This window comes from Pseudomonas taetrolens (assembly GCF_900475285.1).
GTDB classification, from domain to species: Bacteria; Pseudomonadota; Gammaproteobacteria; order Pseudomonadales; family Pseudomonadaceae; genus Aquipseudomonas; species Aquipseudomonas taetrolens.
Window position 1 is genome coordinate 116,471 of sequence record NZ_LS483370.1, and the last position, 25,364, is coordinate 141,834.

27 protein-coding genes are annotated in these 25,364 nt (G+C 58.7%); 16 read left to right on the top strand and 11 right to left on the bottom strand.

Annotation, left to right across the window (positions count from 1 at the left end):
- Positions 1-25 precede the first annotated feature (25 nt).
- Both DQN55_RS00575 and DQN55_RS00580 read right to left on the bottom strand, forming a co-directional pair.
- Positions 26-1,174, bottom strand: a complete 1,149-nt coding sequence (locus DQN55_RS00575) for an NAD(P)/FAD-dependent oxidoreductase (RefSeq protein ID WP_048381343.1) — start codon at positions 1,172-1,174, stop codon at positions 26-28.
- 38 nt (positions 1,175-1,212) lie between these two features.
- Positions 1,213-1,380: a rubredoxin gene (locus DQN55_RS00580; RefSeq protein ID WP_003437744.1), complete on the bottom strand. Its 168-nt coding sequence runs from the start codon at positions 1,378-1,380 to the stop codon at positions 1,213-1,215.
- Positions 1,381-1,581: 201 nt separating this feature from the next.
- Here DQN55_RS00580 and DQN55_RS00585 point away from each other — a divergent pair, with 201 nt between their 5' ends.
- Positions 1,582-2,145 carry a chorismate--pyruvate lyase family protein gene (locus DQN55_RS00585; protein WP_048381340.1) on the top strand — a complete coding sequence of 188 codons (564 nt, stop codon included), beginning with the start codon at positions 1,582-1,584 and terminating at the stop codon, positions 2,143-2,145.
- On the top strand, positions 2,145-3,035 hold the full coding sequence (ubiA, locus tag DQN55_RS00590) for a 4-hydroxybenzoate octaprenyltransferase (RefSeq protein WP_048381337.1): 891 nt from the start codon (positions 2,145-2,147) through the stop codon (positions 3,033-3,035). Before DQN55_RS00585 ends, ubiA begins: the two co-directional genes overlap by 1 nt.
- A gap of 22 nt (positions 3,036-3,057) precedes the next feature.
- Here the strand turns inward: ubiA and DQN55_RS00595 are convergent, their stop codons facing one another.
- Positions 3,058-5,439, bottom strand: coding sequence for a penicillin acylase family protein (locus DQN55_RS00595; protein ID WP_048381335.1), 2,382 nt, complete (start codon positions 5,437-5,439; stop codon positions 3,058-3,060).
- Between the two features lie 40 nt (positions 5,440-5,479).
- Positions 5,480-6,064, bottom strand: coding sequence for a DUF6436 domain-containing protein (locus DQN55_RS00600; protein WP_048381333.1), 585 nt, complete (start codon positions 6,062-6,064; stop codon positions 5,480-5,482).
- A 109-nt stretch (positions 6,065-6,173) separates the two neighbouring features.
- Here DQN55_RS00600 and DQN55_RS00605 point away from each other — a divergent pair, with 109 nt between their 5' ends.
- Positions 6,174-7,115 (top strand): phospholipase BipL, encoded by a 942-nt coding sequence (locus DQN55_RS00605; RefSeq protein ID WP_048381331.1) that lies wholly within the window; start codon positions 6,174-6,176, stop codon positions 7,113-7,115.
- A gap of 37 nt (positions 7,116-7,152) precedes the next feature.
- Here the strand turns inward: DQN55_RS00605 and DQN55_RS00610 are convergent, their stop codons facing one another.
- Entirely contained in the window at positions 7,153-7,905 is a 753-nt protein-coding gene (locus tag DQN55_RS00610) for a DUF2059 domain-containing protein (protein ID WP_048381329.1), read from the bottom strand.
- 148 nt (positions 7,906-8,053) lie between these two features.
- On the opposite strand from DQN55_RS00610, the gene DQN55_RS00615 reads away from it, so the two are divergent.
- The 3 genes from DQN55_RS00615 (at position 8,054) to DQN55_RS00625 (ending at position 10,018) form a co-directional block, all read left to right on the top strand.
- Positions 8,054-8,689: a 2OG-Fe(II) oxygenase gene (locus DQN55_RS00615; RefSeq protein WP_048381326.1), complete on the top strand. Its 636-nt coding sequence runs from the start codon at positions 8,054-8,056 to the stop codon at positions 8,687-8,689.
- On the top strand, positions 8,686-9,186 hold the full coding sequence (locus DQN55_RS00620) for a 2-thiouracil desulfurase family protein (RefSeq protein ID WP_048381324.1): 501 nt from the start codon (positions 8,686-8,688) through the stop codon (positions 9,184-9,186). Before DQN55_RS00615 ends, DQN55_RS00620 begins: the two co-directional genes overlap by 4 nt.
- A gap of 112 nt (positions 9,187-9,298) precedes the next feature.
- Positions 9,299-10,018 (top strand): carbonic anhydrase, encoded by a 720-nt coding sequence (locus tag DQN55_RS00625; protein WP_048381321.1) that lies wholly within the window; start codon positions 9,299-9,301, stop codon positions 10,016-10,018.
- Positions 10,019-10,057: 39 nt separating this feature from the next.
- Here DQN55_RS00625 and DQN55_RS00630 read toward each other — a convergent pair whose 3' ends face one another.
- Positions 10,058-10,693: a hypothetical protein gene (locus tag DQN55_RS00630; protein WP_048381318.1), complete on the bottom strand. Its 636-nt coding sequence runs from the start codon at positions 10,691-10,693 to the stop codon at positions 10,058-10,060.
- A gap of 331 nt (positions 10,694-11,024) precedes the next feature.
- On the opposite strand from DQN55_RS00630, the gene coxB reads away from it, so the two are divergent.
- From coxB to DQN55_RS00650, 4 genes are all read left to right on the top strand, one after another.
- The gene (coxB, locus tag DQN55_RS00635; protein WP_048381710.1) at positions 11,025-12,149 is read left to right on the top strand and encodes a cytochrome c oxidase subunit II; all 1,125 of its coding nucleotides are present in this window, start codon (positions 11,025-11,027) and stop codon (positions 12,147-12,149) included.
- Positions 12,150-12,231: 82 nt separating this feature from the next.
- On the top strand, positions 12,232-13,821 hold the full coding sequence (gene ctaD, locus DQN55_RS00640; protein ID WP_048381316.1) for a cytochrome c oxidase subunit I: 1,590 nt from the start codon (positions 12,232-12,234) through the stop codon (positions 13,819-13,821).
- 30 nt (positions 13,822-13,851) lie between these two features.
- The gene (locus DQN55_RS00645; protein WP_048381314.1) at positions 13,852-14,424 is read left to right on the top strand and encodes a cytochrome c oxidase assembly protein; all 573 of its coding nucleotides are present in this window, start codon (positions 13,852-13,854) and stop codon (positions 14,422-14,424) included.
- Positions 14,425-14,436: 12 nt separating this feature from the next.
- Positions 14,437-15,324 (top strand): cytochrome c oxidase subunit 3, encoded by an 888-nt coding sequence (locus DQN55_RS00650; RefSeq protein ID WP_048381312.1) that lies wholly within the window; start codon positions 14,437-14,439, stop codon positions 15,322-15,324.
- 6 nt (positions 15,325-15,330) lie between these two features.
- Here DQN55_RS00650 and DQN55_RS00655 read toward each other — a convergent pair whose 3' ends face one another.
- On the bottom strand, positions 15,331-15,534 hold the full coding sequence (locus DQN55_RS00655) for a twin transmembrane helix small protein (protein ID WP_048381310.1): 204 nt from the start codon (positions 15,532-15,534) through the stop codon (positions 15,331-15,333).
- 69 nt (positions 15,535-15,603) lie between these two features.
- Between DQN55_RS00655 and DQN55_RS00660 the strand changes: the two genes are divergently transcribed.
- Genes DQN55_RS00660 through DQN55_RS00680 form a run of 5 tightly spaced genes read left to right on the top strand, consistent with a single transcriptional unit; the run spans position 15,604 to position 19,518 of the window.
- Complete coding sequence (locus DQN55_RS00660) at positions 15,604-16,341, top strand: SURF1 family protein (RefSeq protein ID WP_048381309.1); 738 nt, start codon at positions 15,604-15,606, stop codon at positions 16,339-16,341.
- Complete coding sequence (locus DQN55_RS00665) at positions 16,316-16,909, top strand: hypothetical protein (protein WP_048381307.1); 594 nt, start codon at positions 16,316-16,318, stop codon at positions 16,907-16,909. Before DQN55_RS00660 ends, DQN55_RS00665 begins: the two co-directional genes overlap by 26 nt.
- Positions 16,910-16,919: 10 nt before the next feature.
- Positions 16,920-17,999 (top strand): COX15/CtaA family protein, encoded by a 1,080-nt coding sequence (locus tag DQN55_RS00670; RefSeq protein WP_048381305.1) that lies wholly within the window; start codon positions 16,920-16,922, stop codon positions 17,997-17,999.
- On the top strand, positions 17,987-18,886 hold the full coding sequence (gene cyoE, locus DQN55_RS00675) for a heme o synthase (RefSeq protein WP_048381303.1): 900 nt from the start codon (positions 17,987-17,989) through the stop codon (positions 18,884-18,886). The genes DQN55_RS00670 and cyoE overlap by 13 nt, the downstream gene beginning before the upstream one ends.
- Positions 18,883-19,518, top strand: a complete 636-nt coding sequence (locus DQN55_RS00680; protein WP_048381300.1) for an SCO family protein — start codon at positions 18,883-18,885, stop codon at positions 19,516-19,518. The genes cyoE and DQN55_RS00680 overlap by 4 nt, the downstream gene beginning before the upstream one ends.
- A gap of 118 nt (positions 19,519-19,636) precedes the next feature.
- On the opposite strand, the gene DQN55_RS00685 is transcribed toward DQN55_RS00680, so the two are convergent.
- The 3 genes from DQN55_RS00685 to DQN55_RS00695 all read right to left on the bottom strand — a co-directional run bounded on the left by DQN55_RS00685 (position 19,637) and on the right by DQN55_RS00695 (position 22,169).
- Positions 19,637-20,407 carry a MetQ/NlpA family ABC transporter substrate-binding protein gene (locus DQN55_RS00685; RefSeq protein ID WP_048381299.1) on the bottom strand — a complete coding sequence of 257 codons (771 nt, stop codon included), beginning with the start codon at positions 20,405-20,407 and terminating at the stop codon, positions 19,637-19,639.
- 80 nt (positions 20,408-20,487) lie between these two features.
- Positions 20,488-21,162, bottom strand: a complete 675-nt coding sequence (locus tag DQN55_RS00690) for a methionine ABC transporter permease (protein ID WP_048381297.1) — start codon at positions 21,160-21,162, stop codon at positions 20,488-20,490.
- Positions 21,162-22,169: a methionine ABC transporter ATP-binding protein gene (locus DQN55_RS00695; protein WP_048381295.1), complete on the bottom strand. Its 1,008-nt coding sequence runs from the start codon at positions 22,167-22,169 to the stop codon at positions 21,162-21,164. Before DQN55_RS00695 ends, DQN55_RS00690 begins: the two co-directional genes overlap by 1 nt.
- A 254-nt stretch (positions 22,170-22,423) precedes the next feature.
- On the opposite strand from DQN55_RS00695, the gene katE reads away from it, so the two are divergent.
- On the top strand, positions 22,424-24,562 hold the full coding sequence (gene katE / locus DQN55_RS00700) for a catalase HPII (protein ID WP_048381294.1): 2,139 nt from the start codon (positions 22,424-22,426) through the stop codon (positions 24,560-24,562).
- A gap of 50 nt (positions 24,563-24,612) precedes the next feature.
- On the opposite strand, the gene DQN55_RS00705 is transcribed toward katE, so the two are convergent.
- Positions 24,613-25,329: a PA5502 family lipoprotein gene (locus DQN55_RS00705; protein WP_048381292.1), complete on the bottom strand. Its 717-nt coding sequence runs from the start codon at positions 25,327-25,329 to the stop codon at positions 24,613-24,615.
- Between the last annotated feature and the right edge of the window lie 35 nt (positions 25,330-25,364).

Here is a 25,364-nt window from a genome sequence, read left to right on the forward strand (position 1 = left end):
GTGTATGCGACAAAAAGAGCAGTATTTACGCCAAAAGTGCAGGCAGCTCTTTGTTGAGTGCCAGTTTTTCGCGAACAGCCTCGCCAGTCAGGGCATAACCAAGCAATTTGCCATCAGTGGTGCGGCACAGGGCTTTAATGTCCGCCCCTTGCCCCTCCACAGTCCACACGCCTTCATGACCACGCGGCACGGGTGACACCACCAGCGGGCATACCGGGGTTTTAACGGTAATGGGCATCGGGCCGTAGCTGACGGTCGTCGGGTTGCCCGCCAGCGTTTGTGCCAACGCACGGGCGCAGCTCATCAATGGCATCACGTACAGCAGGTTCAAGCCCTCGACTTCGGCACAGTCGCCCAGTGCGTAAATGTTGGCGTGGGAGGTTCTGAGTTGGCGATCCACCTCAATGCCGCGATTGACCTGGATGCCGGCGGCCGCTGCCAAGTCGATCCGGGGACGTAAACCGATGGCCGATACCACTACGTCACAGGCAATGATGCTGCCATCGGACACATGGGCCTGGAGTCCATCGCCTGTGCGTTGCAGTCGGGTCAACACCGGGCCCAGGTGCAAGCGCGCACCCAGGGTTTCGAGGCCGGCCTGAACCGCCGCAGCGGCGGCGGGGTGCAACAGGGTGGGCATCACTTGCTCGCACGGGGCGACTAGATCGACCTCATACCCACCGGCGATCAAGTCATTGGCAAATTCGCAGCCGATCAGGCCGGCACCCAGGATCAGCACACGGCGTTTACCGGCGGCCGCTGCCCGGAAGCGGGCGTAATCTTCCAGGTCGTTGATCGGAAAGATGGCGTCCTGTGCATCGCCTTCTACCGGAACCTGCACCGTTTGTGCGCCCCAGGCCAGAACAAGATCGCGATACGGGACGGTTTCTTCGCCGATCCACAATTGCTTGTGCCCCGGGTCGATCCCGCTGATGCGCGTGTGCGTACGCACTTGCGCGTTGAGTTGCTCGGCCATGGCCCCCGGCATTGCCATGCTCAGGCCGTCAGCGTCCTTGTTCTTGCCAAAGCCGGTGGACAGCATGGGTTTGGAGTACGAACGCCCGTCATCAGCCGTGATCAACAGCAGCGGGGTTTCGCTGTCCAGCTTGCGAAACTCGCGGGCCAGGTTATAGCCGGCCAGCCCGGTACCAACGATCACGACAGGTGCGTTCATTCCAATCTCCAGAGTGAATCAGGTCAAAAGAGGGTCGATCAGTTGATTTCGATCATTTCGAAATCCATTTTGCCCACGCCGCAATCCGGGCACAGCCAGTCTTCAGGCACGTCCTGCCAGAGCGTACCGGGGGCGATGCCGTCATCCGGCCAGCCGTCTGCTTCGTTATAAATCAGACCACATACGATGCATTGCCACTTCTTCATGGGGGTACTTCCTTTCGTTCAGGCTTGGACGAGGTCACAGACTTATTGGGAACAGCCGCGTTGCTCGTTAAATTCAGGGCGTTTTGTACTGATGAGTACCAGCAGATGCAAGTACGTTTACCGCCAAAGGCGCCAGGGCGCTCATTTAAGAGCCAGCATGATAAGCTCGCCGACCTCAATGGCTGCCAATTATGACCCACCGTGCCGCACATAACGTCTCCGCTGATCTCCCCCGAGTGGCTTGAACAGAGCCAACTTTCTGCGCCGCCTGACGAACAGACCCTCGACTGGTTGTTCGATCAAGGCTCCTTGACCCGTCGTCTTACTGCGCTTTCAGAAGGTGCCTTCAGTGTTCTGCCGCTCTTCGAGGGCTGGCAGACCTTACGTGAGGATGAATGCGAGGCTCTGGACCTCTCCGAAGGCAGTGAGGGCTGGGTGCGCGAAGTGCATTTGCGCGGGCATCAGCAGCCGTGGGTGTTTGCGCGTAGCGTGGCGTCGAGAAGTGCGCTGGAAGCGGGCGGGCTGAACATGGATGCCCTTGGCACCCGCTCGCTGGGCGAGCTGCTGTTTTGTGATCAGGCCTTCAAGCGCGGTGCCCTGCAGGTGTGTCATTACCCGCGTCAATGGTTGCCTGCCGCCGACCAGGCCGATGCGTTGTGGGGCCGCCGCTCGCGCTTTGAGCGCGGGGCCTTGAGTGTATTGGTCGCCGAGGTGTTTTTACCCAATCTGTGGGCTGCCCTGAGTGCCCGGTCGGAGAACAACTGATGTACGTGCGCTTGCTCAAATCACTCAATCGTCTGAACCCACGTGCCTGGGACTTTATTCAGCTGACCCGCATGGACAAGCCCATTGGCATTTATCTGCTGCTGTGGCCGACGCTGTGGGCCCTGTGGGTTGCGGCAAAGGGCGTGCCTTCGCTGAGCAACCTGCTGATCTTTGTCTTTGGCGTCATCCTGACCCGTGCCGGTGGCTGTGTGATCAATGACTTTGCCGATCGCAAAGTCGATGGACATGTCAAGCGCACGGTCCAGCGCCCGCTGGTCAGTGGAAAAATCAGCAGCAAAGAGGCCCTGGTGTTTTTTGCACTGCTGATGGGGATCAGTTTCCTGCTGGTGCTGTGCACCAACGCCCCAACCATTGCCCTGTCGTTCGGCGGTCTGGCGCTGGCGGCGAGTTACCCGTTCATGAAGCGCTATACCTACTACCCGCAAGTGGTACTGGGCGCCGCATTCTCATGGGGCATGCCCATGGCCTTCACGGCCGAGACCGGCAGCCTGCCAGCGGCAGCGTGGTTGCTGTACATCGCCAACCTGCTTTGGACCGTGGGCTACGACACGTACTACGCCATGACCGACCGCGACGACGACCTGAAAATCGGAGTCAAATCCACCGCCATTCTGTTCGGTGATGCCGACCGCATCATCATTCTCAGCCTGCAAGGCCTGGCCTTGGGTTGTCTGCTGCTGGCCGGAGCACAGTTTGAGCTGGGTGGCTGGTTCCACCTCGGCCTGCTGGCGGCCGCCGCCTGCTTCGTGTGGGAGTTCTGGTACACCCGCGACCGCGATCCGCAGCGCTGCTTCAGAGCCTTCCTGCACAACCACTGGGCCGGGCTGGCGATCTTTGTGGGGATCGTGCTGAATTACGCGCTGGCGTGACCCCGCCGTGTTTCAGCAGCCGTTACAGCGCCGGCACCAACCGTAAAGTGCTGCGCGTATTGAGCTGGATCTCGGCCTCATCCATGTGCGGCGTGTCGTAGTCGCCCTGAACGTAGGATTGGGCCTGGTCGCTGTAGTGTTTGTCGAAAGGCACGCCGCTTTGACCGACGGGGTTGATGGTCAGGCTATGGGACGGGTCGGCGAAGTCGATCAGACGTCGCGCCGAGGGACCATAGGTGACTGCCCACGGTGCCGGGCCGAGTTTGGCCGAGAGATTGTTCGGCACCTCGTGGCTGCCGGGTGCCGCGAATGGGCCAACGTTGAAAAGCCGATCCAGCGGCTTTTGCCGCCCCAGCGGGTGGTCGTGCGTCAGGGTGTGGGCGCGGCCCCAATGCCATTGGCTGAAGTCATCGCCCAAGGTGGCCTTGAGGTGAGCGATGCTGGCGCTCCAGGCGATCTTCACCGTATCAGCACGAGTTTCTGTTTGCGCTGTATTGCGGTTGTTCCACCACGGGGAATCAGGACTGGCGGCGAGGCGCGGCAAGGCAGCGTCGATGACGCGGGTGCTCAGCAACGGGTCAAAAAAGACTTCGCCCAGCTCATCATGCATCGCAGCATCGGTCAGGTTGAACAACAACTGGTTGAATAGCGTGGCGGCGGTTGAGTCCAGCGGATAATCGCCTTTCCATTGTGCCAGATGCTCCACCCACTTGCGTTCGATCGGGTCGCTGACCACCTCTCGCAGCACTGGCAAGAGCGGTTTGAGCACGCGTTGCCCATAGTCTGTGGTGGTGCCCAGTTGCAGCGCCTGACTGTTTTCCAGAGTCCATTTGACGCTGGCATCACTGAGCTGACGGTCCAATTGCTGGCCGCGATCCGCGAGGTTGTAGTAACCGGGGATCTCAATGTTGGCGGGTGAGACCGGCTGGAAGTTGGCCGACACAATGTAGCCGCGGGCCGGGTTTTCTTCTTGCGGGTTGGCACTGAACGGGTAAAAGCCGTCTTTGTCTGCCTGGGCTGTGCTGCCATCCAGAATGAAGGATGGATTAACGCCAGCCGGACGTTTCGGCAACTGCGCCGCCGCCCACCAACCGATATCACCCGTGGCGCTGGCCCATACCAGGTTCAGCCCCGGAGCTTGAATATGACTGGCGGCCATACGGGCCTTGCTCAGGCTGTCGGCGCGATTGAGTTGGTAGAAGCCTTCAAGGATCGGGTTCCTGCTTTCGAGAAACCCCCACCACATCGCAATAGGCATGTTGCCCGCTGTTACGCCCAGCACGTCATTGATTATCGGCCCATGGGGCGACTGGCGCAGGGTGAAGGTCACCGGCGCTTCACCCTTGACTGCGATGTGCTGCTCGCTACTGCTCATATCAACCCACTGACCGTGGTACCACACCTGATTCGGGTTGTCGGGGTTGGTCCTCTCGGCAATCAGGTCCAGATCGTCGTTCTGGAACATGGTCAGGCTCCAGCCGAAATCGCGGTTGTTGCCCAGAAAAGCAAAGGGCACCAGGGCCTGATGGTAGCCATACAGCTCAAAACCCGGTGCCGAGAGCTGCGCCTCGTACCAGACCGACGGCGCGGAAAAGCGAATATGCGGATCGCCCGCGAGCAAGGGTTTGCCACTTTGCGTCCGCTGGCCTGAAACCGCCCAGGCGTTGCTGCCTTCAAACTGTGGCAAACCGGCCTGGCTCAAGGCTTGATCGCTCAGCCGGGCCAGCGCACCCAGGGTTTTCCAGTCGCTGGCGGCGAGGGCCGGGGCCAGGGCACCCTGAGGCTGCCAGTCGAGGTCGAAGACTTTCAGGTAATCGCTGCCCAATTCATCACGGACAAAGGTCAGCAGCGGTTCAGTCCGAAACGCCGCTGCAAAGCTATAGGCCATGTAGCCGGCAATACTCAGGGTGTCTTCGGCAGCAAACGGTCGGGGCGTTATGCCCAGCAGGTCGAATTCTATGGGGTTGGCACGGGTCGCCTGGTATTGATTGATTCCGTCCAGATAGGCCTGCAGTGCCAGCCAGGCGGGCGACTGGTGATCCAGCTCGGTTACATAGCGTGTGGCCCGTTCGCGAATGCGCAAGCTGCGAAACAACTTGTCGGTATCGACCAGCTTGGGTCCCAGCACCTCGGCCAGTTCACCTCTGGCAAGCCGGCGCATGATCTCCATTTGGAACAGCCGGTCCTGCGCGTGTACGTAACCGAGGGCACGGTACATATCGAGCTGATTACCTGCCTGGATATGCGGCACGCCACGCTCGTCATAACGCACCGTGACCGGGGCTTGCAGGGTATTCAACGCGACTTGCCCCTGGCGCACGGGCAGCTTGCCCTGCACATACCAGAGAGCCCCCCCGGCGACAGCAGTGACGATCAGCGCCATCACAATCAGGCTGCGTTTCATGAGTGGACTCCTTGTTCCGGGCACCGGCTTCCTGGCGCAATCAATGAGGGGCGGCATCGGCCTGCCACGGGCAATAACAGCCCACGGCCATGGTATGGGTGGCTTTTACCGGGCGGTTCGTGGCTAGCGCGCGCAAGACGGGGTCGATGAAGCTGTTGCTGGCATTGCACGTAGCGCCTTCGCTATAGGGGCCGAAATAGGCCAGTTGGCCGCTGCGGTCCCAGATCGCCACGGCCGGGCTGGCGCTCAGGTGTTCGGAGCCGGGCAGGCTGGCCAAGGGCTTGATTGCGCCCAGGGTGGCCGGTAGCTGGCCTTGAGTGCCCGGTTTTTGCACGGCGTAAAACTCGACGCCTTGCGGTACATACTGAGCCAGCAGGTCCGCGAGGTGTTGCTGATTGCCGACATTGCACGGGCAGGCCGGATCCCAGAAATGCACCACGCGAATCGGCCCCGGCCCGGACAGCTCGGCGGGCAGGCGCAGGATGTCGCCGGCAAACAACGCTGTTTGGTCGCTGAAGACGCGAATGTAGCGGCCTTGAAACCAGTCGTAAGCCACCCACAATCCCGCCGCACAGACCAGCGTTATCAGGCAGGCAATCAGGTTTTTGGCGGTGGGCACAGGCATGCAAAGAGGTCCTCGTAGGTCGGGTAGCTTGCCATGCTTGGCCTGACAGATGAATATCGTCGGTCTATAAAGCCTGTATTGCACCCTTGTGTCTTGTTTGGAAACCCTTATGCCCGCCCCGTTTGCTCCCGACTCCTTGCGCGCCAGCTTGCACCCTTTGGCCGCGGGTCAACCGTTATCGAGCGAGGCTCTGGCGTACCAGCGTTTTTATGGTGTGGATTTTCCCCGGCGGGAAACGCCGGTTCGCCGGCTTCTGGGGCGCTTTAGTGCTGCGGGCTATGACGTGGTCTGTCAGGTATGGTGGCCCGATGTTCCACCGGTGGCGACGCTGTTCGTGGTCCACGGTTTTTACGATCACATGGGGCTGTATAAACATGTCATTGAATGGGGGCTGAACCGGGGATTTGTCGTCATCGCCTGCGATTTGCCCGGTCATGGCCTGTCGAGTGGCGAGCGGGCCAGCATCGGTGATTTCGCGCAATATCAGGCCGTGCTGCACGGTTTGTTTCATGAGGCGCAATCGTTGGCCCTGCCGCAACCCTGGCACCTGTGCGGGCAGAGCACCGGTGGGGCGATTGTTCTGGATCATCTGCTGCGCCACGGTGACCAAAGCCCGGCTCAGGGGCAGGCCATTTTGCTGGCGCCATTGGTCAGGCCCAAAGATTGGCACTGGTCAAAGTTCAGCTATTACCTGCTGCGAGCTTTCGTCAAAGGCATTGACCGGCGTTTCAGCGAGAATTCAAACGACCCGGCGTTTTTACCGTTCCTGCAAGCGGATCCGCTACAGCCGCGGCGTCTGCCGACCGCGTGGGTCGGTGCACTGGCGCGCTGGATTCCGCTTATCGAGGCCGCGCTTCCCAGTGCACGCCGGCCCTTGGTGATTCAAGGGCAGGCCGACGAAACAGTTGACTGGCGGCACAACCTGAACGTGCTGAGCGCCAAGTTCAATCAACCCCGGGTGCTGTTATTGCCCAAGGCCCGGCACCACCTGGCGAATGAAACCGCAGAGATACGCGATCGTTATTTCGCTTTTTTGGACACGTTTTTTTGATCGACTGTCCATGTTGGCGGGTGAGTGCCACCAGGCCTCATTGGATTAGGCTTGAGGTGCTCTGGCCTACGGCCAGCCCGGCGCGAATGGCGGCCAATGCGGCCTGGTAATAGGTTTTACCTTCAGGCGATTCGGCAAACGTGACGAATTCTTCAAGTTCCGGATCAGACAGGTCGCGATACACGTAGAGCAGGGTGTTATCCAGTTCGCCGGCGATTTGCTCCATCAAACGCTGGCGCTGGCCATTCAGCATGCCTTGAGCCTGGCCGCCGCCCAGCAAGCCGGGGATCATGGAACTCAAGCTGTCGGCCGCTACACCGGCAATCGCCAGGCTGACTTCTGCGCCGGCTTCCCGGGCTGGCAGTGCATTGGATAAATGGTTGATCAGCAACTGGCGCGTCGCGCTGCCTTCGATGCGCGGTAAGCCTTTCGCGTGTTTGGCCAACTGATCGCGCCGGGTAGCCAGCAGTTCTGCAGCCACGATCTTGTGGCCTAGCGGGGACTGGAAAAACGTCAGCGCGGGCACAGGGTCAGGCAGATTTTTGCGCATTTGCTGCTTGGCGCGCCGATCCATGGCTTCGGGCGCAAAGCGCTGGCTGCTGTTATTGACCAGGGCTTGATACACCGCAGGCGGCAAGTTATCGCGATAACGCTCTTGAGCGGCATTGAGGGCATCATTGAAATGCGCACGTTGTTCCGGCCAGCCGGCAATCTTGAACAGATCATCGAGGTTATCTGCCCATGCGGGTAAGGTGCAAAACAGCATTAACAGTAAAAACAAGCGGCGCATGGAGGACTCCTGTCAGCAGGGCGCTATTGTCCGGGTGTGGCCTAGGACTTGTCGAGAATTCGTCTCTCTCAATGAGCTTAAATCGGCGTGTGATTTTTTTTCGCAGGCAGCTCGACGGCGCTGTCGGATTCTCAGGCGTCCCGATATTATGCGCGCCATGCAAATACCTTCTGATCACCCGCTATTGTTGCGTATCGTTGACGACCTGTATGCACAAGGGTGGTCACAGCAAAATATCTTTCTGCCCGAGGCTTTGACCCTCGAATTGGCGGCTGAGTGCCATAAACGTGCTGGTGAAGGCGAACTGGTTCCGGCGGCGGTTGGGCGGGGCCTAGCCCAAGAGGTCAGGGAGGGTATCCGCGGTGACCATATTCAATGGCTGGAGCCTGGAGAAACCTTAGCCTGTGACAATTACCTGGGCTTAATGGAAAGCCTGCGAATCGCCATGAATCGCAGGCTTTTTTTGGGCCTGGAGGACTTTGAAAGCCACTTCGCGCTCTATCCGCCAGATGCGTTTTACCTCAAGCACCTGGACCGTTTCCGTGATGATGACCGGCGCATGGTCTCTGCCGTGGTGTACCTTAATCAGGCTTGGCTACCCGAGCACGGAGGTCACTTGCGTATGTACCTCGAGGGCGGGATCGACTATGACGTACTGCCCGCCGGGGGATGCCTGGTGGTGTTCCTGTCGGGAGAGATCCCGCACGAGGTGATGCCAGCCACCCGCGACCGTCTATCCTTGACCGGCTGGTTTCGCCGGCGTGCCAACGATGTGTTCATATGAGCCAAAAACTATTGATCAGCCGCTGCCTGCTGGGCCATCCCGTGCGTTACGACGGTGGCGCCAATGGCCCGCATGCACAGCTGGCGCAATGGCAGGCCGAAGGCCGTGTGGTCGCCTTGTGTCCGGAAGTCGCAGGCGGCTTGCCGACCCCTCGTGCACCGGCGGAGATCCCCGGTGGTCAAGGTGAGGCGGTACTCAGCGCAAGCGCCCGGGTGATGACCATAGATGGTGAAGACGTCACGCAGGCGTTTGTATCCGGCGCACGCCAAGCCCTGCGACTGGTTGAACAGCACCGCATTCGCATCGCCATCCTCAAGGCCAACAGCCCTTCGTGTGGCAATGTACAGACCTATGACGGCAGTTTTACGGGGAACAAAGTTGAAGGCCAGGGCGTGACTGCGGCGCTCCTGACGCAAGCCGGGGTGCAGGTGTTCAACGAGCTGCAACTGGTAGAAGCGGCAAAAGCGTTAGCAGACCTTGAGGCCGAGTTTTTGTAACCTGTGCTGAAGCCCTAGGGCCGCTGCGGCTACCTTTCAAACCGTCAGCAACGATCACACGTTTTCATGAATTCAGGTAACATCCGGTGCCATTTTGCCTAGGGGAAACACGATGACTGACAAGCAGAAACCACAGCCTTCGGCCTCGGCCACCGCAGAAAGCGCTGATTCAGCGTTGCACCATATCGTTGATGGTTTTTTACATTTCCATCACGAAATCTTCCCTGAGCAAGAAGCTTTTTTCAAAAAACTCGCCACCGCACAAAAGCCACGTGCGATGTTCATTGCCTGTGCTGATTCGCGGATTGTGCCGGAACTGATCACTCAAAGTTCCCCTGGTGATCTGTTCGTCACGCGTAACGTGGGCAATGTCGTACCCCCTTACGGTCAGATGAACGGCGGCGTATCGACCGCCATCGAGTATGCGGTGCTGGCACTGGGCGTACAGCACATCATCATTTGCGGGCATTCGGATTGTGGCGCGATGCGGGCGGTGCTGAACCCTGCGAGCCTGAAAAAAATGCCCACGGTCAAAGCTTGGCTACACCACGTAGAAGTGGCCAAGACCATGGTGCAGGACAACTGCAACTGCGCCACCGAAGCCGAAAGCATGCACGTGTTGACTGAAGAAAACGTGATTGCCCAGTTGCAGCATTTGCGCACGCACCCGTCGGTGGCATCGCGCATGGCCAACGGGCACCTGTTTATCCATGGTTGGGTGTACGACATCGAAACCAGTGCGATTAAAGCCTACGACGCTGACAAAGGCTGTTTCCTGCCGCTGGATGGCACCAACCCGATCCCGAGTGCCACGCCCAAGGCACGGTTTTAAAGTTATCTGACCTTACGATGGCCACGTAGCCGGATCGGGTTACAGATCCAGCCCGACACCCAGTTGCTTGGACAGGCACGGCCAGCGTTTCCAGGCCGCGCCTGTTTCAGGGCTGGTCAGGCGTTCGCGGTAGGCTTCAACCGACTCCAGGGCAAAGCTTTCGTCGTTGAGCATTTCATCGACAGCATGGTGTACGGCTTCGTCCAGTTGATTGGCAAAGGTTTCGCCTACCAATTGATGGGCGATCAGGTTGGCCACCGTCATGTCCAGCGGGATCAACGGCTGCTGGAAGTGCTTGATATAAAGATCGTTGACCTCTTCTACCAGCCGGTGCGCCAGATATGCCTCATCCAGCAGACCTTCCAGGCCTTCATGGCCGGAGAGCATGGCTGGCGGCTGGGCAAAAAACTGCTCGGCAATTTTGAGTACAGGGCGAATTTGCGACTCGATACCGGCCTCGCGAGCGACCTCATTGGCCGCATCGAGCAAGTCGGGTACCTGTTCGATATAAGCCGTGACGAAACGTGTCATCACCAGATTCTTGTCGGTTTCAGGCAGCTGGATCGCAGCGTGAAGGTGTGGCAATTGAACGGCGAGATGCTTGGCGAGCAGGCCCGTTTCGGCCTCATGCTGTTGGGCACGCAGGATCAGTTCGCGGAGGGCGGCGGTGTTCATGGGAGCTCCAGAGAGGCACAAAACGGGAAAGGAAGAACTTAAAAGTAGCTCTCTTCGGGGCAGGAGCTTTTTTTTAGGGGCAGTATTGTTATTCATTTTGTGACCGGGTAGTGAGTGCCATTTGTCGATAGAGCGCAATTTTGCTGTTTTGGGTGCTCACATTGCGGGGATGGCACCGCTGTCTATACTCGCTTTTGTAAACGTTTTTTGATGACGCCCGACTGCCTGAGCAGACGAGGCTCGGCGGCCAGAGTCCACAGGTTTGAAAACCGCCCCCTTGTACGCAGGTATCTACCGGCGCAATAACAAGAAAAACAAAGGGGAACCCGCGATGCGACATCCACGTGTTTGGATGGGCCTGCTGTTGTGGTCAGTATTCACTCAGGCTCACGGAGCCTGGACGGTGAATATGGCGCCGGGTGTGACAGAAGTCAGTAACGCCGTTTTCGACCTGCACATGACCATATTCTGGATCTGTGTCGTGATTGGCATCATCGTCTTCACTGCCATGTTCTGGTCGATGATCGTCCATCGGCGTTCCACCGGTCAGCAAGCGGCCAAATTCCACGAAAACACTTCGGTGGAGATCCTCTGGACTGTCGTCCCCCTGCTCATACTCATAGCGATGGCGGTACCCGCCACCAAGACCCTGATCAATATCTACGACAGCACCGAGTCGGATGTCGACATCCAGGTCACGGGCTATCAGTGGAAATGGCATTACAAATACCTGGGTCAGGACGTCGAGTTCTTCAGTAATCTGTCCACCCCTGCCGAGCAGATCCATAACCAGGCCACCAAGGGCGAGCATTACTTGCTTGAAGTCGATGAGCCTCTGGTATTGCCGATTGGCGCCAAGGTCCGATTTCTGGTGACGTCGGCCGACGTTATCCACTCATGGTGGGTACCCGCCTTCGCGGTCAAGCGCGATGCCATTCCGGGCTTTATCAACGAAGCCTGGACTCGTGTTGAAAAGCCCGGCATTTATCGCGGCCAATGCGCTGAACTCTGCGGCAAGGATCACGGCTTCATGCCCATTGTGGTCGACGTCAAAACCCGCGCCGATTACGACGCCTGGCTTGCGGGGCGCAAGGCCCAGGCCGCACAACTCAAAGAGTTGACCAGCAAGGAATGGACCCTTGAGGAGCTGGTGGCTCGCGGCGATAAGGTCTACCACACCGCTTGCACGTCCTGCCATCAGGCCGAAGGCCAGGGGCTGCCGCCCATGTTCCCCGCTCTTAAAGGCTCACCGATTGCCACCGGGCCCAAGGACGAGCACCTGCATCGCGTGTTTTTCGGAAAGCCGGGCACTGCCATGGCGGCCTTCGGCAAGCAGTTGTCGGAAGTCGATATCGCGGCGGTGGTGACCTACGAGCGCAATGCCTGGGGGAATAACAAGGGCGATATGGTGACCCCCAAAGATGTGCTGGAGTTAAAACAGGCGCAAGGCAAATGAGCGGCTCAAGGATCTGCGCGCACACCGGCCGGGGGCAGCCAGCTGCTGGTTTTTTGGTCCATCCTTACGCAGGAGTCAGGACATGAGTGCTGTTATTGATGACCACGGGGCTGCAGGCGAGCATGCACACGGCCCCGCCAAAGGGTTGATGCGGTGGGTGTTGACCACCAATCACAAAGACATCGGCACCTTGTACCTGTGGTTCAGCTTCTGCATGTTCTTGCTCGGTGGCTCCTTCGCCATGGTCATCCGTGCCGAGCTTTTCCAGCCGGGTCTGCAGATTGTCGAGCCGGCATTTTTTAACCAGATGACCACCATGCACGGGCTGATCATGGTGTTCGGTGCGGTCATGCCCGCGTTTGTCGGCCTGGCCAACTGGATGATCCCGCTGATGATCGGGGCGCCAGACATGGCGTTGCCGAGGATGAACAACTTCAGTTTCTGGCTGCTCCCCGCAGCGTTTCTCATGCTGGTATCGACCCTGTTCACGGCGGGAGGCGGGCCGAACTTCGGGTGGACGTTTTACGCGCCGTTATCCACTACGTATGCACCTGAAAGCGTTACTTATTTTATTTTTGCCATTCATTTGATGGGTATCAGTTCCATCATGGGCGCGATCAACGTGATTGCCACCATTCTCAACTTGCGCGCCCCTGGCATGACGTTGATGAAGATGCCGCTGTTCGTGTGGACCTGGTTGATCACGGCCTTTCTTCTGATTGCAGTCATGCCTGTGCTCGCCGGTGTGGTGACCATGATGCTGATGGATATTCACTTCGGTACCAGCTTTTTCAGTGCGGCCGGGGGAGGGGACCCGGTGTTGTTCCAGCATGTGTTCTGGTTCTTTGGGCATCCTGAGGTCTACATCATGATCCTGCCGGCTTTCGGGGCTGTCAGCGCAATCATTCCGACCTTCTCGCGCAAACCTTTGTTCGGATACACCTCAATGGTGTACGCCACGGCGAGCATTGCTTTCCTGTCATTCATCGTATGGGCGCACCACATGTTCGTGGTGGGGATCCCGTTGGTGGGTGAGCTGTTCTTCATGTACGCCACGCTGCTGATTGCAGTGCCTACCGGGGTCAAGGTGTTCAACTGGGCGAGCACCATGTGGCAAGGCTCGTTGACCTTCGAAACACCGATGCTGTTTGCCGTGGCCTTTGTGATTCTGTTCACCATCGGCGGATTTTCCGGGTTGATGCTGGCCATCGCACCGGCCGACTTTCAGTACCACGACACCTACTTTGTGGTGGCGCATTTCCATTACGTGCTGGTGCCGGGAGCGATTTTCGGGATCTTCGCATCGACCTACTACTGGTTACCGAAATGGACCGGGCACATGTACGACGAAACCTTGGGCAAGCTGCACTTCTGGCTCTCATTCGTGGGCATGAACCTGACTTTCTTCCCGATGCACTTTGTCGGGCTGGCAGGGATGCCACGGAGGATTCCGGACTACAACCTGCAATTTGCCGACTTCAACATGGTGGCCTCGATTGGCGGATTCATGTTCGGCGCCACGCAGTTTCTGTTCCTGTTTATCGTCATCAAATGCATCCGCGGCGGGCCCAAGGCGCCGGCCAAGCCTTGGGACGGAGCTGAAGGGCTGGAGTGGAGCGTGCCATCGCCCGCGCCTTACCACACCTTCACCACCCCACCGGAAGTCAAATGAACATCACCGTTGCACGTTCAGGGGGGGCTTATGAATGACTCAACCTCGATCAAGCGCCTGGTCATCCGCCTGTTGCTGCTGGTAACGGTGATGTTTGCCTTTGGTTTTGCCCTGGTGCCGATTTACGACGTGATGTGCAAGGCTTTCGGCATTAACGGCAAAACCGCGGGGCAATATGAAGGCTCGCAGGTGGTGGATGACAGTCGCCAGGTTCGCGTGCAGTTCTTGTCGACCAATGCCATCGACATGGTGTGGGAGTTTTACCCCAAGGGCGATCAACTGGACGTGAGCCCGGGAGCGGTCAACGAAATGGTCTTTGTGGCGATCAACCCTTCGGATCACCCGATGACGGCTCAAGCCGTACCGAGTATTTCACCTGCCCAGGCCGCCCAGTATTTCCACAAGACCGAATGCTTTTGCTTTACCCAACAAGTGTTACAGCCGGGCGAACGCATCGAAATGCCGATGCGCTTTATCGTTGATCGCGATATGCCCAAGGACGTGAAACACCTGACGCTGGCCTACACGCTGTTCGATATCACCGCTCGCCAACCGCCTGCCATCGCCAACGCTGGCAGTGATAGCACCCGGCTTGCCCGATAAGGAGAACGCTCCATGGCAACTCACGATCACTATTACGTTCCGGCGCAGAGCAAGTGGCCGATTATTGCCTCAGTGGGCCTGTTCATTACGGTGTATGGCCTGGGCATGTGGTTTAACGACATGAAAGCCGCCCGGCCGGATTCTCACGGCCCGCTGATTTTCTTCATCGGTAGCCTGGTACTGGCCTACATGCTGTTTGGCTGGTTCGGTGCGGTCATCAAAGAGAGCCGGGCTGGGCTCTACAGCCCGCAGCTGGACCGATCGTTTCGCTGGGGCATGACCTGGTTTATTTTTTCCGAAGTGATGTTCTTCGTCGCGTTTTTCGGTGCTCTTTTTTACGTGCGCAACATATCGGGTCCAGATATTGCGGGCGAAGGCAGCCGGGCCATGACGCAATTGCTGTGGCCGGATTTTCAATTTGCCTGGCCACTGTTGCACACCCCTGACCCGACCCTGTACCCCGCGCCCAAAGACATCATCAACCCTTGGGGGCTGCCGCTGCTCAACACCGTGTTGCTGGTCAGTTCGAGCGTGACGGTGACCATTGCCCACCATGCCCTGAACAAGGGCCATCGCGGGGCGCTGAAATTCTGGCTGGCCCTGACCGTTGTGCTGGGCATCGCGTTTTTGGGGTTTCAGGCTGAGGAATACATTCACGCTTATAAAGAGCTGGGGCTGACGCTGGGTTCCGGGGTCTATGGCGCGACGTTCTTTATGCTCACCGGCTTTCATGGGGCCCACGTGACCATCGGTACCCTGATTTTGCTCGTGATGCTGATTCGAGTGATGCGTGGGCATTTCAACGCTGAGCATCAGTTCGGTTTTGAGGCTGCCACTTGGTATTGGCACTTTGTGGACGTGGTGTGGATCGGTTTGTTTGTGTTTGTGTACGTGCTTTAGGCCGGATCACCAAGGGGCTGAGGACACCAACTGACCGCTGTAGAAGCCCCAGCCGATGAGCGTGACCGTGATCACGGCCAGGGTCACGCGCACGGTCAGCGCGGTGACCAGGCGATTTGAACGACCCTGGTCGCTGAGCAGAAAGAACAGGCCGCTGAACAGGCTGATTACGGTCGCAATCAGCATCAGCACAATAGCGATTTTCAACATGATGCAGCTCCGGGCAGACGCAATGAAAATAAGTATAGCGACTGAAACCCCCGCTTACGGACAGCGCCCATGATGCGCTTTCGGCCTGGTATTGCGCCCACCTTGATGGTGTTGGCGTTGCTGCCGTTGTTGGTGTTTCTTGGCTTTTGGCAGCTCGCCCGGGGCGAACAGAAGCGCGTGTTGCTCGCCAGCTATGCAGAGCGTCAAAGCGCGGTGCCGCTGACCGTCGGGCAACTGGCCCTGGTCAGCGAACCGGCGTTTCGCCGTGTGCAGTTGCGCGGGCAATTCGATGCTCATCACAGCCTGCTGCTGGATAACCGGATGCGCGACGGCAAGGTTGGCGTCGAACTGCTGCAACCGTTTCAGGATCAGGCCAGCGGAGAATGGCTGCTGCTGAATCGCGGTTGGTTAGCGTGGCCAGATCGGCGCATTCCCCCGACGTTCAGTACCCCGGAGCAGGTTCTTGATCTCCAGGCCTGGGTGTATGAGTCACCCGGGGCTGCCTTTCAGCTACAAGCCGATCCATCGGCTGCGCGTTGGCCTCGTCTGATCACCGCGGTTGAGCCGGCCAGGCTGTGGGCTGAGCTGGGCCGTGAGGGTTTCGCCGATGAAGTGCGTCTTGCGTCGGGCCCGGCGGCTTATCAGGCCGACTGGCCGGTGATCGCCACCGGCATGGGCCCGGAAAAACATACCGCGTATGCCGTGCAATGGTTCGCCATGGCGCTGGCGCTGCTCGGCCTTTACCTCTATCTCGGTTGGCATAACGCTCAGGAGAAACGCCATGGCAACGGCCATCAGTCCGCCTGAAACCGCTCGTCCCCCTTCAGCACCTGTGCGCCGGCGCGGGCGGTTGCAACTGATCCTGATCGTATTGCTGACCGTCGGCCCGATGGTGCTGGCCACAGTCATGTACCAGTACAAATTCTGGGTGCCGGAAAGCCGCAGCTATCACGGAGAGCTGATCGGCAACGGGCAAAGCCGGGCGGCGCTTGGCGTGCAAGCTGATGAGCAGCGCTGGCAATTGCTGGTGACGGCACCTCAGGCATGCACGAGCGATTGCCAGCAACTGGTGTACCTGGCGCGTCAGATCCAGATAGGCCTTGGGCGTGACGCATCACGGGCCACCCATGCACTGGCGGTCACGCAACCGGTGGACCCGGAGTACGCCACCCGTCTGCAGCAGCAATACCCGCAACTGTTGCGCTACACGCTGGACTTGCCGGCCTACACCCGGGGCGCTGAAGGCAATGGCGCGGCGCAACTGTGGATTATCGACCCGCACGGCAATCTGGTACTGCGTTACAACCCTCAGGTCAAAGGCAAGGACGTGCTCAACGACCTGCGCCACCTGCTGAAGCTGTCCAACATCGGATAGGGGTATTGTCATGGCCAAAGCTGGATTCCGCCTCGCGTTGCTGGCCACGTTGCTGGCGCTGCTCGTGGTGTTGCTCGGTGCCTACACCCGGTTGACCCACGCCGGGCTGGGTTGCCCGGACTGGCCCGGCTGTTATGGCTTCATCAGCGTGCCGCAGAGTGAGGCGCAACTGGCCCATGCCGAGCTGCACTTTCCGGACACGCCGGTGGAGGCCGATAAGGGCTGGAGCGAGATGGTCCATCGTTATTTTGCCGGTGCCCTTGGCCTGATGATTGCGGTGCTGGCTGCGCGGGCCTGGCGCCAGCGGCATGTGCCGGATCAACCCCTCAAGCTGCCCCTGTTCATCTTGCTGGTGGTGTTCGCCCAGGCCGCCTTTGGCATGTGGACGGTGACGCTGAAGTTATGGCCGCAGGTGGTGACGGGGCATTTACTCGGTGGTTTTGCGACGTTGAGCCTGCTGTTTTTGCTGACGTTACGTCTGTCCGGGGTGTTACCCGCCCTCGCCGTGCCTCGCCGTCTGCAGCGCTGGGCCACGGCCGGGCTGGTACTGGGGATTTTGCAAATTGCCCTGGGAGGCTGGGTCAGCTCCAACTATGCGGCCGTGGCATGCATTGATGTGCCCACCTGCCACGGCGAATGGTGGCCTGCCGCCGATTTTGCCAACGGCTTTCATCTGACCCAGCACATCGGTCCCAACTATTTGGGCGGGCAACTGGACAGCGAAGCCCGCACGGCGATTCACCTCACCCATCGCTTGGGGGCTGTGGCGCTGACGCTGGTTTTACTGGGTCTGGCCTGGCAGCTACGCAAAGTCGGCATGACCCGTCTGGCGGGCTTGTTGCTGGCAGCATTGGTGGTTCAGATCAGCCTGGGCGTGAGCAACGTGGTGTTTCATCTTCCCCTGACCGTGGCGGTGGCGCACAACGCGGGCGGTGCGGGGCTGTTGCTGACGCTGGTGCTGGTTAACTATCACGCTCGCACGGCGCTGGTCAGGGTCAGGGCTCCGCGTTTTGCGCGTTGGACTTTCAGCCCCCGGCGCGCAACGGCCGGTCCCTTCACCCTGAAAGGAGAACTGCCATGGCGACCCTGACCGGCGAGCGCTATAGCTCGGCCCGATGGCGTGATTACCTGGAACTGACCAAGCCCAAAGTCGTGGTGCTGATGCTCATCACTTCGCTGGTGGGCATGTTTTTGGCGACCCGGGCCGGTGTGCCGTGGGCGGTGCTGGTGTTCGGCAACCTGGGGATTGGCTTGTGTGCGGGGGGGGCCGCAGCGGTCAATCATGTGCTGGACCGGCGTATCGATGCCCTGATGGCGCGCACCCACAAGCGGCCTTTGGCCGAAGGCCGGATCTCGGCCCTGGCAGCATTGTCTTTCGCTTTGTTACTGGCGGTCTCGGGGCTGGCGCTGTTGCTGATTTTTACCAATGCCCTGGCCGCCTGGCTGACGCTGGCTTCGCTGCTCGGCTACGCCGTGATTTACACCGGCTTTCTCAAGCGCGCCACACCGCAGAACATAGTGATTGGCGGGTTGGCCGGGGCGGCTCCGCCATTGTTGGGATGGGTGGCAGTCACCGGCCATGTCACGGCCGAACCCCTGCTGCTGGTGTTGATTATCTTTGCCTGGACCCCGCCGCACTTTTGGGCGCTGGCGATTCATCGCAAGGCTGAATACGCCAAGGCCGATATTCCGATGCTGCCGGTCACCCACGGCGAGCACTACACCAAAGTGCATATTCTGCTGTACACCTGTGTGTTGCTGGCGGTCAGTCTGCTGCCATTTGTGATTCACATGAGCGGCGTGCTTTACCTGGCCTGTGCACTCGGATTGGGCGCACGCTTTCTGCATTGGGCATGGGTGCTGTACCGTGGTACTCAACCGCGCGCCGCGATCAATACGTTCAAGTACTCGATTTACTACTTGCTCTGGCTATTTGCCGCGCTGCTTGTCGATCACTACCTCATGTTGAAGCTATGACTAAAACTCAAAAAACGGTCTTTATCCTCGTCGCGTTGGTGGCATTGGTCATGGGCCTGACGTTTAACAAAATCATGTCGGGCAAAGGCCAGGTCGATACGACGTCTCTGATCGATGCGGGGATCATTCTGCTTCCGCAGAGTCGCCAGTTGCCGGAGATAAAAATGACCAATCAGGACGGTCAGCCGGTGCAGATGGACGAGCTGAATGACAAGTGGAGCCTGTTGTTCTTTGGCTACACCTTTTGCCCGGATATCTGCCCGACCACCCTCGCCCAGTTGCGTCAGATCAAAAGCGAGCTGCCGCAAGCGGCGCAAGACAAACTGCAAATCGTACTGGTCAGCGTCGATCCCAACCGCGACACTCCGCAGCAGCTCAAGCAATACCTTGGCTACTTCGACCCAACGTTTGTCGGGCTGACACCCGGCTCGGTGGATGAGCTGCAAACGTTGGCCAACGCGGTGAGTATTCCGTTTATCCCGGCGGACACCAGCAAGCCGAACTACACCGTGGACCACAGCGGGAATCTGGCGCTGATCGGGCCGGACGGCACTCAGCGAGGTTTTATCAGGGCACCGTTCAACACCCAGAAAATGGTTGCCCAGCTGCCGGGCTTGCTCGAAAGGAAGTAACGCGGGGGACAGATACAGACAATCCCCCTGCAGGTTCTGGTGAACGCCACTCCAAAAGAGCTCAGCGTTCGGCCGTCCCTGCAGGGGATTGGTCCGTTCTCATAGCGGTGTACGTGGATCAGAACGCCGGAACGATGGCGCCTTTGTATTTCTCTTCGATGAACTTCTTCACTTGCGGCGTGTGCAGGGCATTGACCAGTTTCTGCATATCAGCCGAATCCTTGTTGTCCGGGCGAGCCACCAGAATGTTCACGTAAGGCGAGTCTTTGCCTTCGATGACCAGCGCGTCTTTTTCCGGATTCAGCTTGGCTTCCAGCGCATAGTTGGTGTTGATCAGCGCCAGATCGACCTGGGTCAGCACGCGCGGGATCGTGGCGGCTTCCAGTTCGCGGAACTTCAGGTTTTTCGGGTTTCCGGCGATGTCCTTGGTGGTCGACAGGATGTTTTTCGGATCCTTGAGCGTGATCAGACCCGCCTGTTGCAGCAGCAGCAAGGCACGGCCACCGTTGGTGGCATCGTTAGGGATGATCACGGCTGCGCCGTCCGGGATATCGGCAACGTTCTTGAATTTGCTGGAGTAAGCACCCAGCGGCTCGAGGTGAACGTTGGCGACGTTGACCAGATCGGTGCCTTTGGCCTTGTTGAACTCATCCAGGTACGGCTGGTGCTGGAAGAAGTTGGCGTCCAGACGCTTTTGCGCGACTTGCACGTTGGGTTGCACGTAGTCAGTGAAAACCTTGACCTTGAGATTAACACCCTCTTTGGCCAGCGCAGGTTTCACGAACTCCAGGATTTCAGCGTGTGGCACCGGCGTAGCCGCCACCGACAGATCGCCTGCCTGAGCCGAGAACGCCGCAACAGCAGCCACAGCAGCAAATAACTTCTTCATTCAGCAACTCCTTGTGGGCACCTGCTTTCAGGTGCCTGCCAGCCGCGGGCTGGCGGTTACGTTTATTAACGAGGCCACGCTTACTTGCGCGAAAAGTGCACCACCAGCCGATCGCCAACGGTTTGCAGAATTTGCACCAGAATCAGCAGCAGTACCACTGTGACGATCATGACGTCGGTCTGGAAGCGTTGGTAACCGAAGCGGATTGCCAGGTCGCCCAAACCACCGGCACCGACCACACCGGCCATAGCAGTGTAGGAAACCAGTGTGATTGCGGTCACGGTAATCGCTGCAAAGATGCCGGGACGGGCTTCTGGCAGCAGCGCGCTGGTAATGATCTGGCGGGTACTGGCGCCCATTGCCTGGGTCGCTTCGATAATGCCGCGATCCACTTCGCGCAGTGCGGTCTCGACCAAGCGGGCGAAGAACGGCGTGGCACCGACCACCAGTGGCGGAATTGCACCGGCAACACCCAGCGACGTACCGGTGATCAGCACGGTGAACGGGATCATGACGATCAGCAGGATGATAAACGGCAGCGATCGCAGGATGTTCACCACCAGCGACAGCAAGGCATACACCGCTTTTTGCTCAAACAGTTGCCGGGGGCTGCACAGAAACAGCAGCACGCCCAGCGGCAGACCCAGCACGATGGTGAACAGCAGCGAACCGCCAAGCATCATCAGCGTGTCGCCGGTGGCCAGCCAGATTTCGTACCAGTCGATGTTGCCGAAAAAGCTCAAAAGGGATTCCATTAGCGCAGCACCTCCATATGTACGTCCGCAGCGATGAAGCGCGCGAAAGCAGCTTCCATGTCGCCACCGGTGATGGCGAGGGTCAGTTGCCCATAAGGGGTGTCTTTGATGCGGTCAATGCGGCCGGCCAGGATGCTGTAGTCCACACCCGTTTCACGAGCGATGGTGCCCAGCAACGGCGCGTAGGTGCCTTCGCCCTGGAAGGTCAGGCGAACAATGCGACCTGGCACATGAGCGAAGTCGTCGCGCTGCTCGCTTTCATCGATGTGCTCGTCTTCCTGCACAAAGCGTTTGGTCGTGGGGTGCGTCGGGTGCAAGAACACTTGCGCTACCGGGCCCTGTTCGACAATCACGCCCGCATCCATCACCGCGACTTCATCGCACACGCGACGGATCACATCCATCTCGTGAGTGATCAGCACGATGGTCAGCTTCAACTCACGGTTGATTTCGGCCAGCAGTTGCAGGACCGACGCCGTGGTTTGCGGGTCGAGGGCACTGGTGGCCTCGTCGCACAGCAGCACTTTTGGCTTGGTGGCCAGCGCACGGGCAATACCCACGCGCTGTTTTTGACCACCGGACAGTTGCGCCGGGTATTTTTTGGCGTGGTCAGACAAGCCCACGCGCGCCAGCAATTCAGCGACGCGTTGATCGATCTCACTGCGGGACAACTCGCCTGCCAGCGTCAGTGGCATCGCAACGTTGTCAGCGACGGTCTTGGACGCCAGCAGGTTGAAGTGCTGGAAAATCATGCCGACCTGTTGACGAAAGCGCCGCAGGCCTTTGGCATCCATCGCGGTGACGTCTTCGTTATCGACAATGATCTGCCCGCCACTTGGGGTTTCGAGTCGGTTGATCAGGCGCAGCAATGTACTTTTACCCGCGCCGGAGTGGCCAATCAGGCCGAACACCTGGCCGCTCTCGACACGCAAACTGGTGGAGTGCAACGCGGGAATGTCCTTACCGGCGACCCGGTAAGTTTTATGAACGTTATGGAACTCAATCACGTAGCGAACCTTGTGGGGCGCGTAAAAAAAGAAGATCAGCGGTTAGCTGGGCGCGCATTTTAGCCTGTCCGTATAGGGGTTCTTAGCATTTATTTCGGTGTAAACCTTCAATTTGGCAATAAGACGACTAAAGGTCAGAAAAAAGGAACGCCTTTAGAGGGTTCTAGTCTGTACTTAGGCAGCTCGCGTCCCGCTTGGGGCATTTGTAGACAACGCCCGCAAGACGGGCTTTTGCGAACAAGGAGTTAAGTCTGATGAGCACGAAAAAACCGTCTCCGAACAAGAGCCAAATGGCCGGAACAGACACCATGGATCGTGGCAACACGAACGTCAAACTGGACAGCCTGGAGATTTTTCGCGACGACGCGACGGGTCAGGCATTGCGCACCAATCAGGGGGTGAAGATTGCCGATAATCAAAACACCCTGAAAGCAGGTGCCAGGGGGCCTTCGCTGCTAGAAGACTTCATTATGCGCGAGAAAATTACCCACTTTGACCACGAGCGCATTCCGGAGCGCATTGTCCATGCCCGTGGAACGGGTGCTCATGGTTACTTCCAGACTTACGAGCCGCATACAGCGTTGACCAAGGCCGGCTTCCTGCAGGATCCGAGCAAGAAGACCCCCGTATTTGTGCGCTTTTCTACCGTACAGGGACCGCGTGGTTCCGGTGACACGGTGCGCGACGTGCGCGGTTTCGCCGTGAAGTTCTATACAGACGAAGGTAACTTCGACCTGGTTGGTAACAACATGCCGGTGTTTTTCATTCAGGACGCGGTCAAGTTCCCTGACTTTGTTCACGCGGTAAAACCTGAACCCCATAATGAAATGCCCACCGGCGGCTCAGCCCATGACACGTTCTGGGATTTCGTTTCGCTGGTGCCAGAAACCGCTCACATGGTGATTTGGGCCATGTCCGACCGGGCTATTCCGAAAAGCCTGCGCAGTATGCAGGGCTTCGGAGTGCATACCTTCCGTTTGATCAACGCCAAAGGCACGTCACATTTCGTCAAATTCCATTGGCGTCCGAGTGTGGGTACGTGTTCGCTGGTGTGGGATGAAGCGCAAAAACTGGCAGGCAAAGACACCGATTTTCACCGTCGCGATCTGTGGGAATCGATTGAAACCGGTGACTTCCCTGAGTGGGAGCTTGGGGTGCAGATCATCGCCGAGGAAGACGAGCATTCGTTTGACTTCGACATTCTTGACCCGACCAAGCTGATTCCCGAAGAGCTGGTGCCTATCACGCCACTTGGCAAGATGGTGCTGAACCGAAACCCCGACAATTTCTTTGCCGAAACCGAGCAGGTTGCGTTTTGCCCCGGGCACATCGTGCCGGGGATCGACTTTTCCAATGACCCGCTGCTGCAAGGGCGCCTGTTTTCATACACCGATACGCAAATCAGCCGGCTTGGCGGGCCCAACTTTCACGAAATCCCCATCAACCGTCCTGTTGCCCCCGGGCATAACAACCAGCGCGATGCGCAGCACCGCAGCACCATTCACAAGGGGCGTGCCTCTTACGAGCCGAATTCCATTGATGGCGGCTGGCCCAAAGAAACGCCGCCTGCTGCACACGATGGCGGTTTTGAGAGCTACCCCGAGCGTATCGATGCAAACAAGATCCGCCAGCGCAGCGAGTCGTTCAGTGACCACTTTTCGCAAGCGCGGTTGTTTTTCAACAGCATGAGCAAGCATGAGCAAGAACACATTATTGCGGCTTACAGCTTTGAGTTGGGCAAGGTCGAGCGCGAACCTATCCGCGAGCGTCAGGTGAATGAAATCCTGGCGAATATTGACCTGGGGCTGGCCAAGCGCGTGGCGGATAACCTGGGCATTACGCCACCCAAGGCGGGCACTGTGGCCGTTCGCAAAACCGGGCTTGCCCAGTCTCCGGCCTTGAGCCAGGCCAACTTGCTGCCCGGCGATATCAAGACGCGAAAAGTGGCGATTCTGGCGGCAAATGGTGTCGATGGTGCCGCGATCGATGCGTTAAAGCAGGCATTGGCTGCTGAAGGCGCCCACGCCAAGCTGCTGGGGCCGACGTCGGCACCGGTTAAAACGGCTCAAGGCAAGTTGTTGCCGGTCGATGCGTCGATGGAAGGTTTGCCTTCGGTGGCCTTTGACGCGGTGTTTGTTCCGGGTGGCGCGGCATCAATCAAGGCGTTGAGCGCAGACGGTGTAGCGTTGCACTACCTGCTGGAAGCCTACAAGCATCTCAAGGCCATTGCGTTGCATGGCGAGGCCGCTCAGTTGCTTGATGTGCTGCATTTGCAGGCAGATGAAGGTTTGCTGGTGCTCAAGGATGCCAAGCAGTTCAAGGCTTTCTTTGCTGCCATTGCACAGCATCGGGTATGGGCACGGGAAGCCAGGGCCAAGGCAGTACCGGCGTAACAGGCAGGGGTTGGGCGTGCAGGAGCTCGAAAGCTCCTGCACGGCTGCACTTACGGCTTGCTGGGGGTCAGCACCATTTGCGCAGGCACATGGCGTACGATTTGACGCTCGAGTTTGAGGTCAAACTCAGGATCGAGTTTTTTGACCCGCTTGCTGATCAGAGTGGACAACCAAGGGTAGTCTGCCGTGCGTGGAACCTGCAGGCTGACAGCACATTGATAGTTGACGATATCTTGCGCGATCAGATCCAACTGATGGCGAAGTTTCGCAATATCGCTGATATTCAATCTTACGGTGGTGCTTTCGGCGGCAGGGTCAATGACCTTTGCCGGTGGTCGGGCTTCGGCTGCTCGAAGGGCGGCTTCGGCTCGCTCCAGCTCAGCCTTGCGGGCCTGAGCGATGGCGCTGTTGACGCCTCCGGTCAGCGCCGGGGCCTTGGGCATCAAGGCGCGAGCGCGGCTTAGCGCAGTGGCTGCAGCATTGACATCACCCTTCTGCAACACGATCTGGCTGCGTTGCAGGTAGGCTTCTGCCAGTTGGCGCTGGTACTGCACCAATTGAGGATCATCCGGCGTTTGCGCCTGCAAGGCAGCCAGTTGATCTTCAGCAGTCGCGAGTTCGCTGCTGGCCAGGTTTTGCTCCAGCTGTGCGATAGCCGCAGCGCGTCCGTCCGGGACAGCATTGTCGGCAGACGGTGTGCTTTGGCAGGCGCCCAGCAGCAAGGAAAATGCGGCCAGGAGCAAGTAACGGGAGTTGAACAGCTTCATTCCTGCGGCTCTCTAAGTGCGCAAAAAACGAGCAA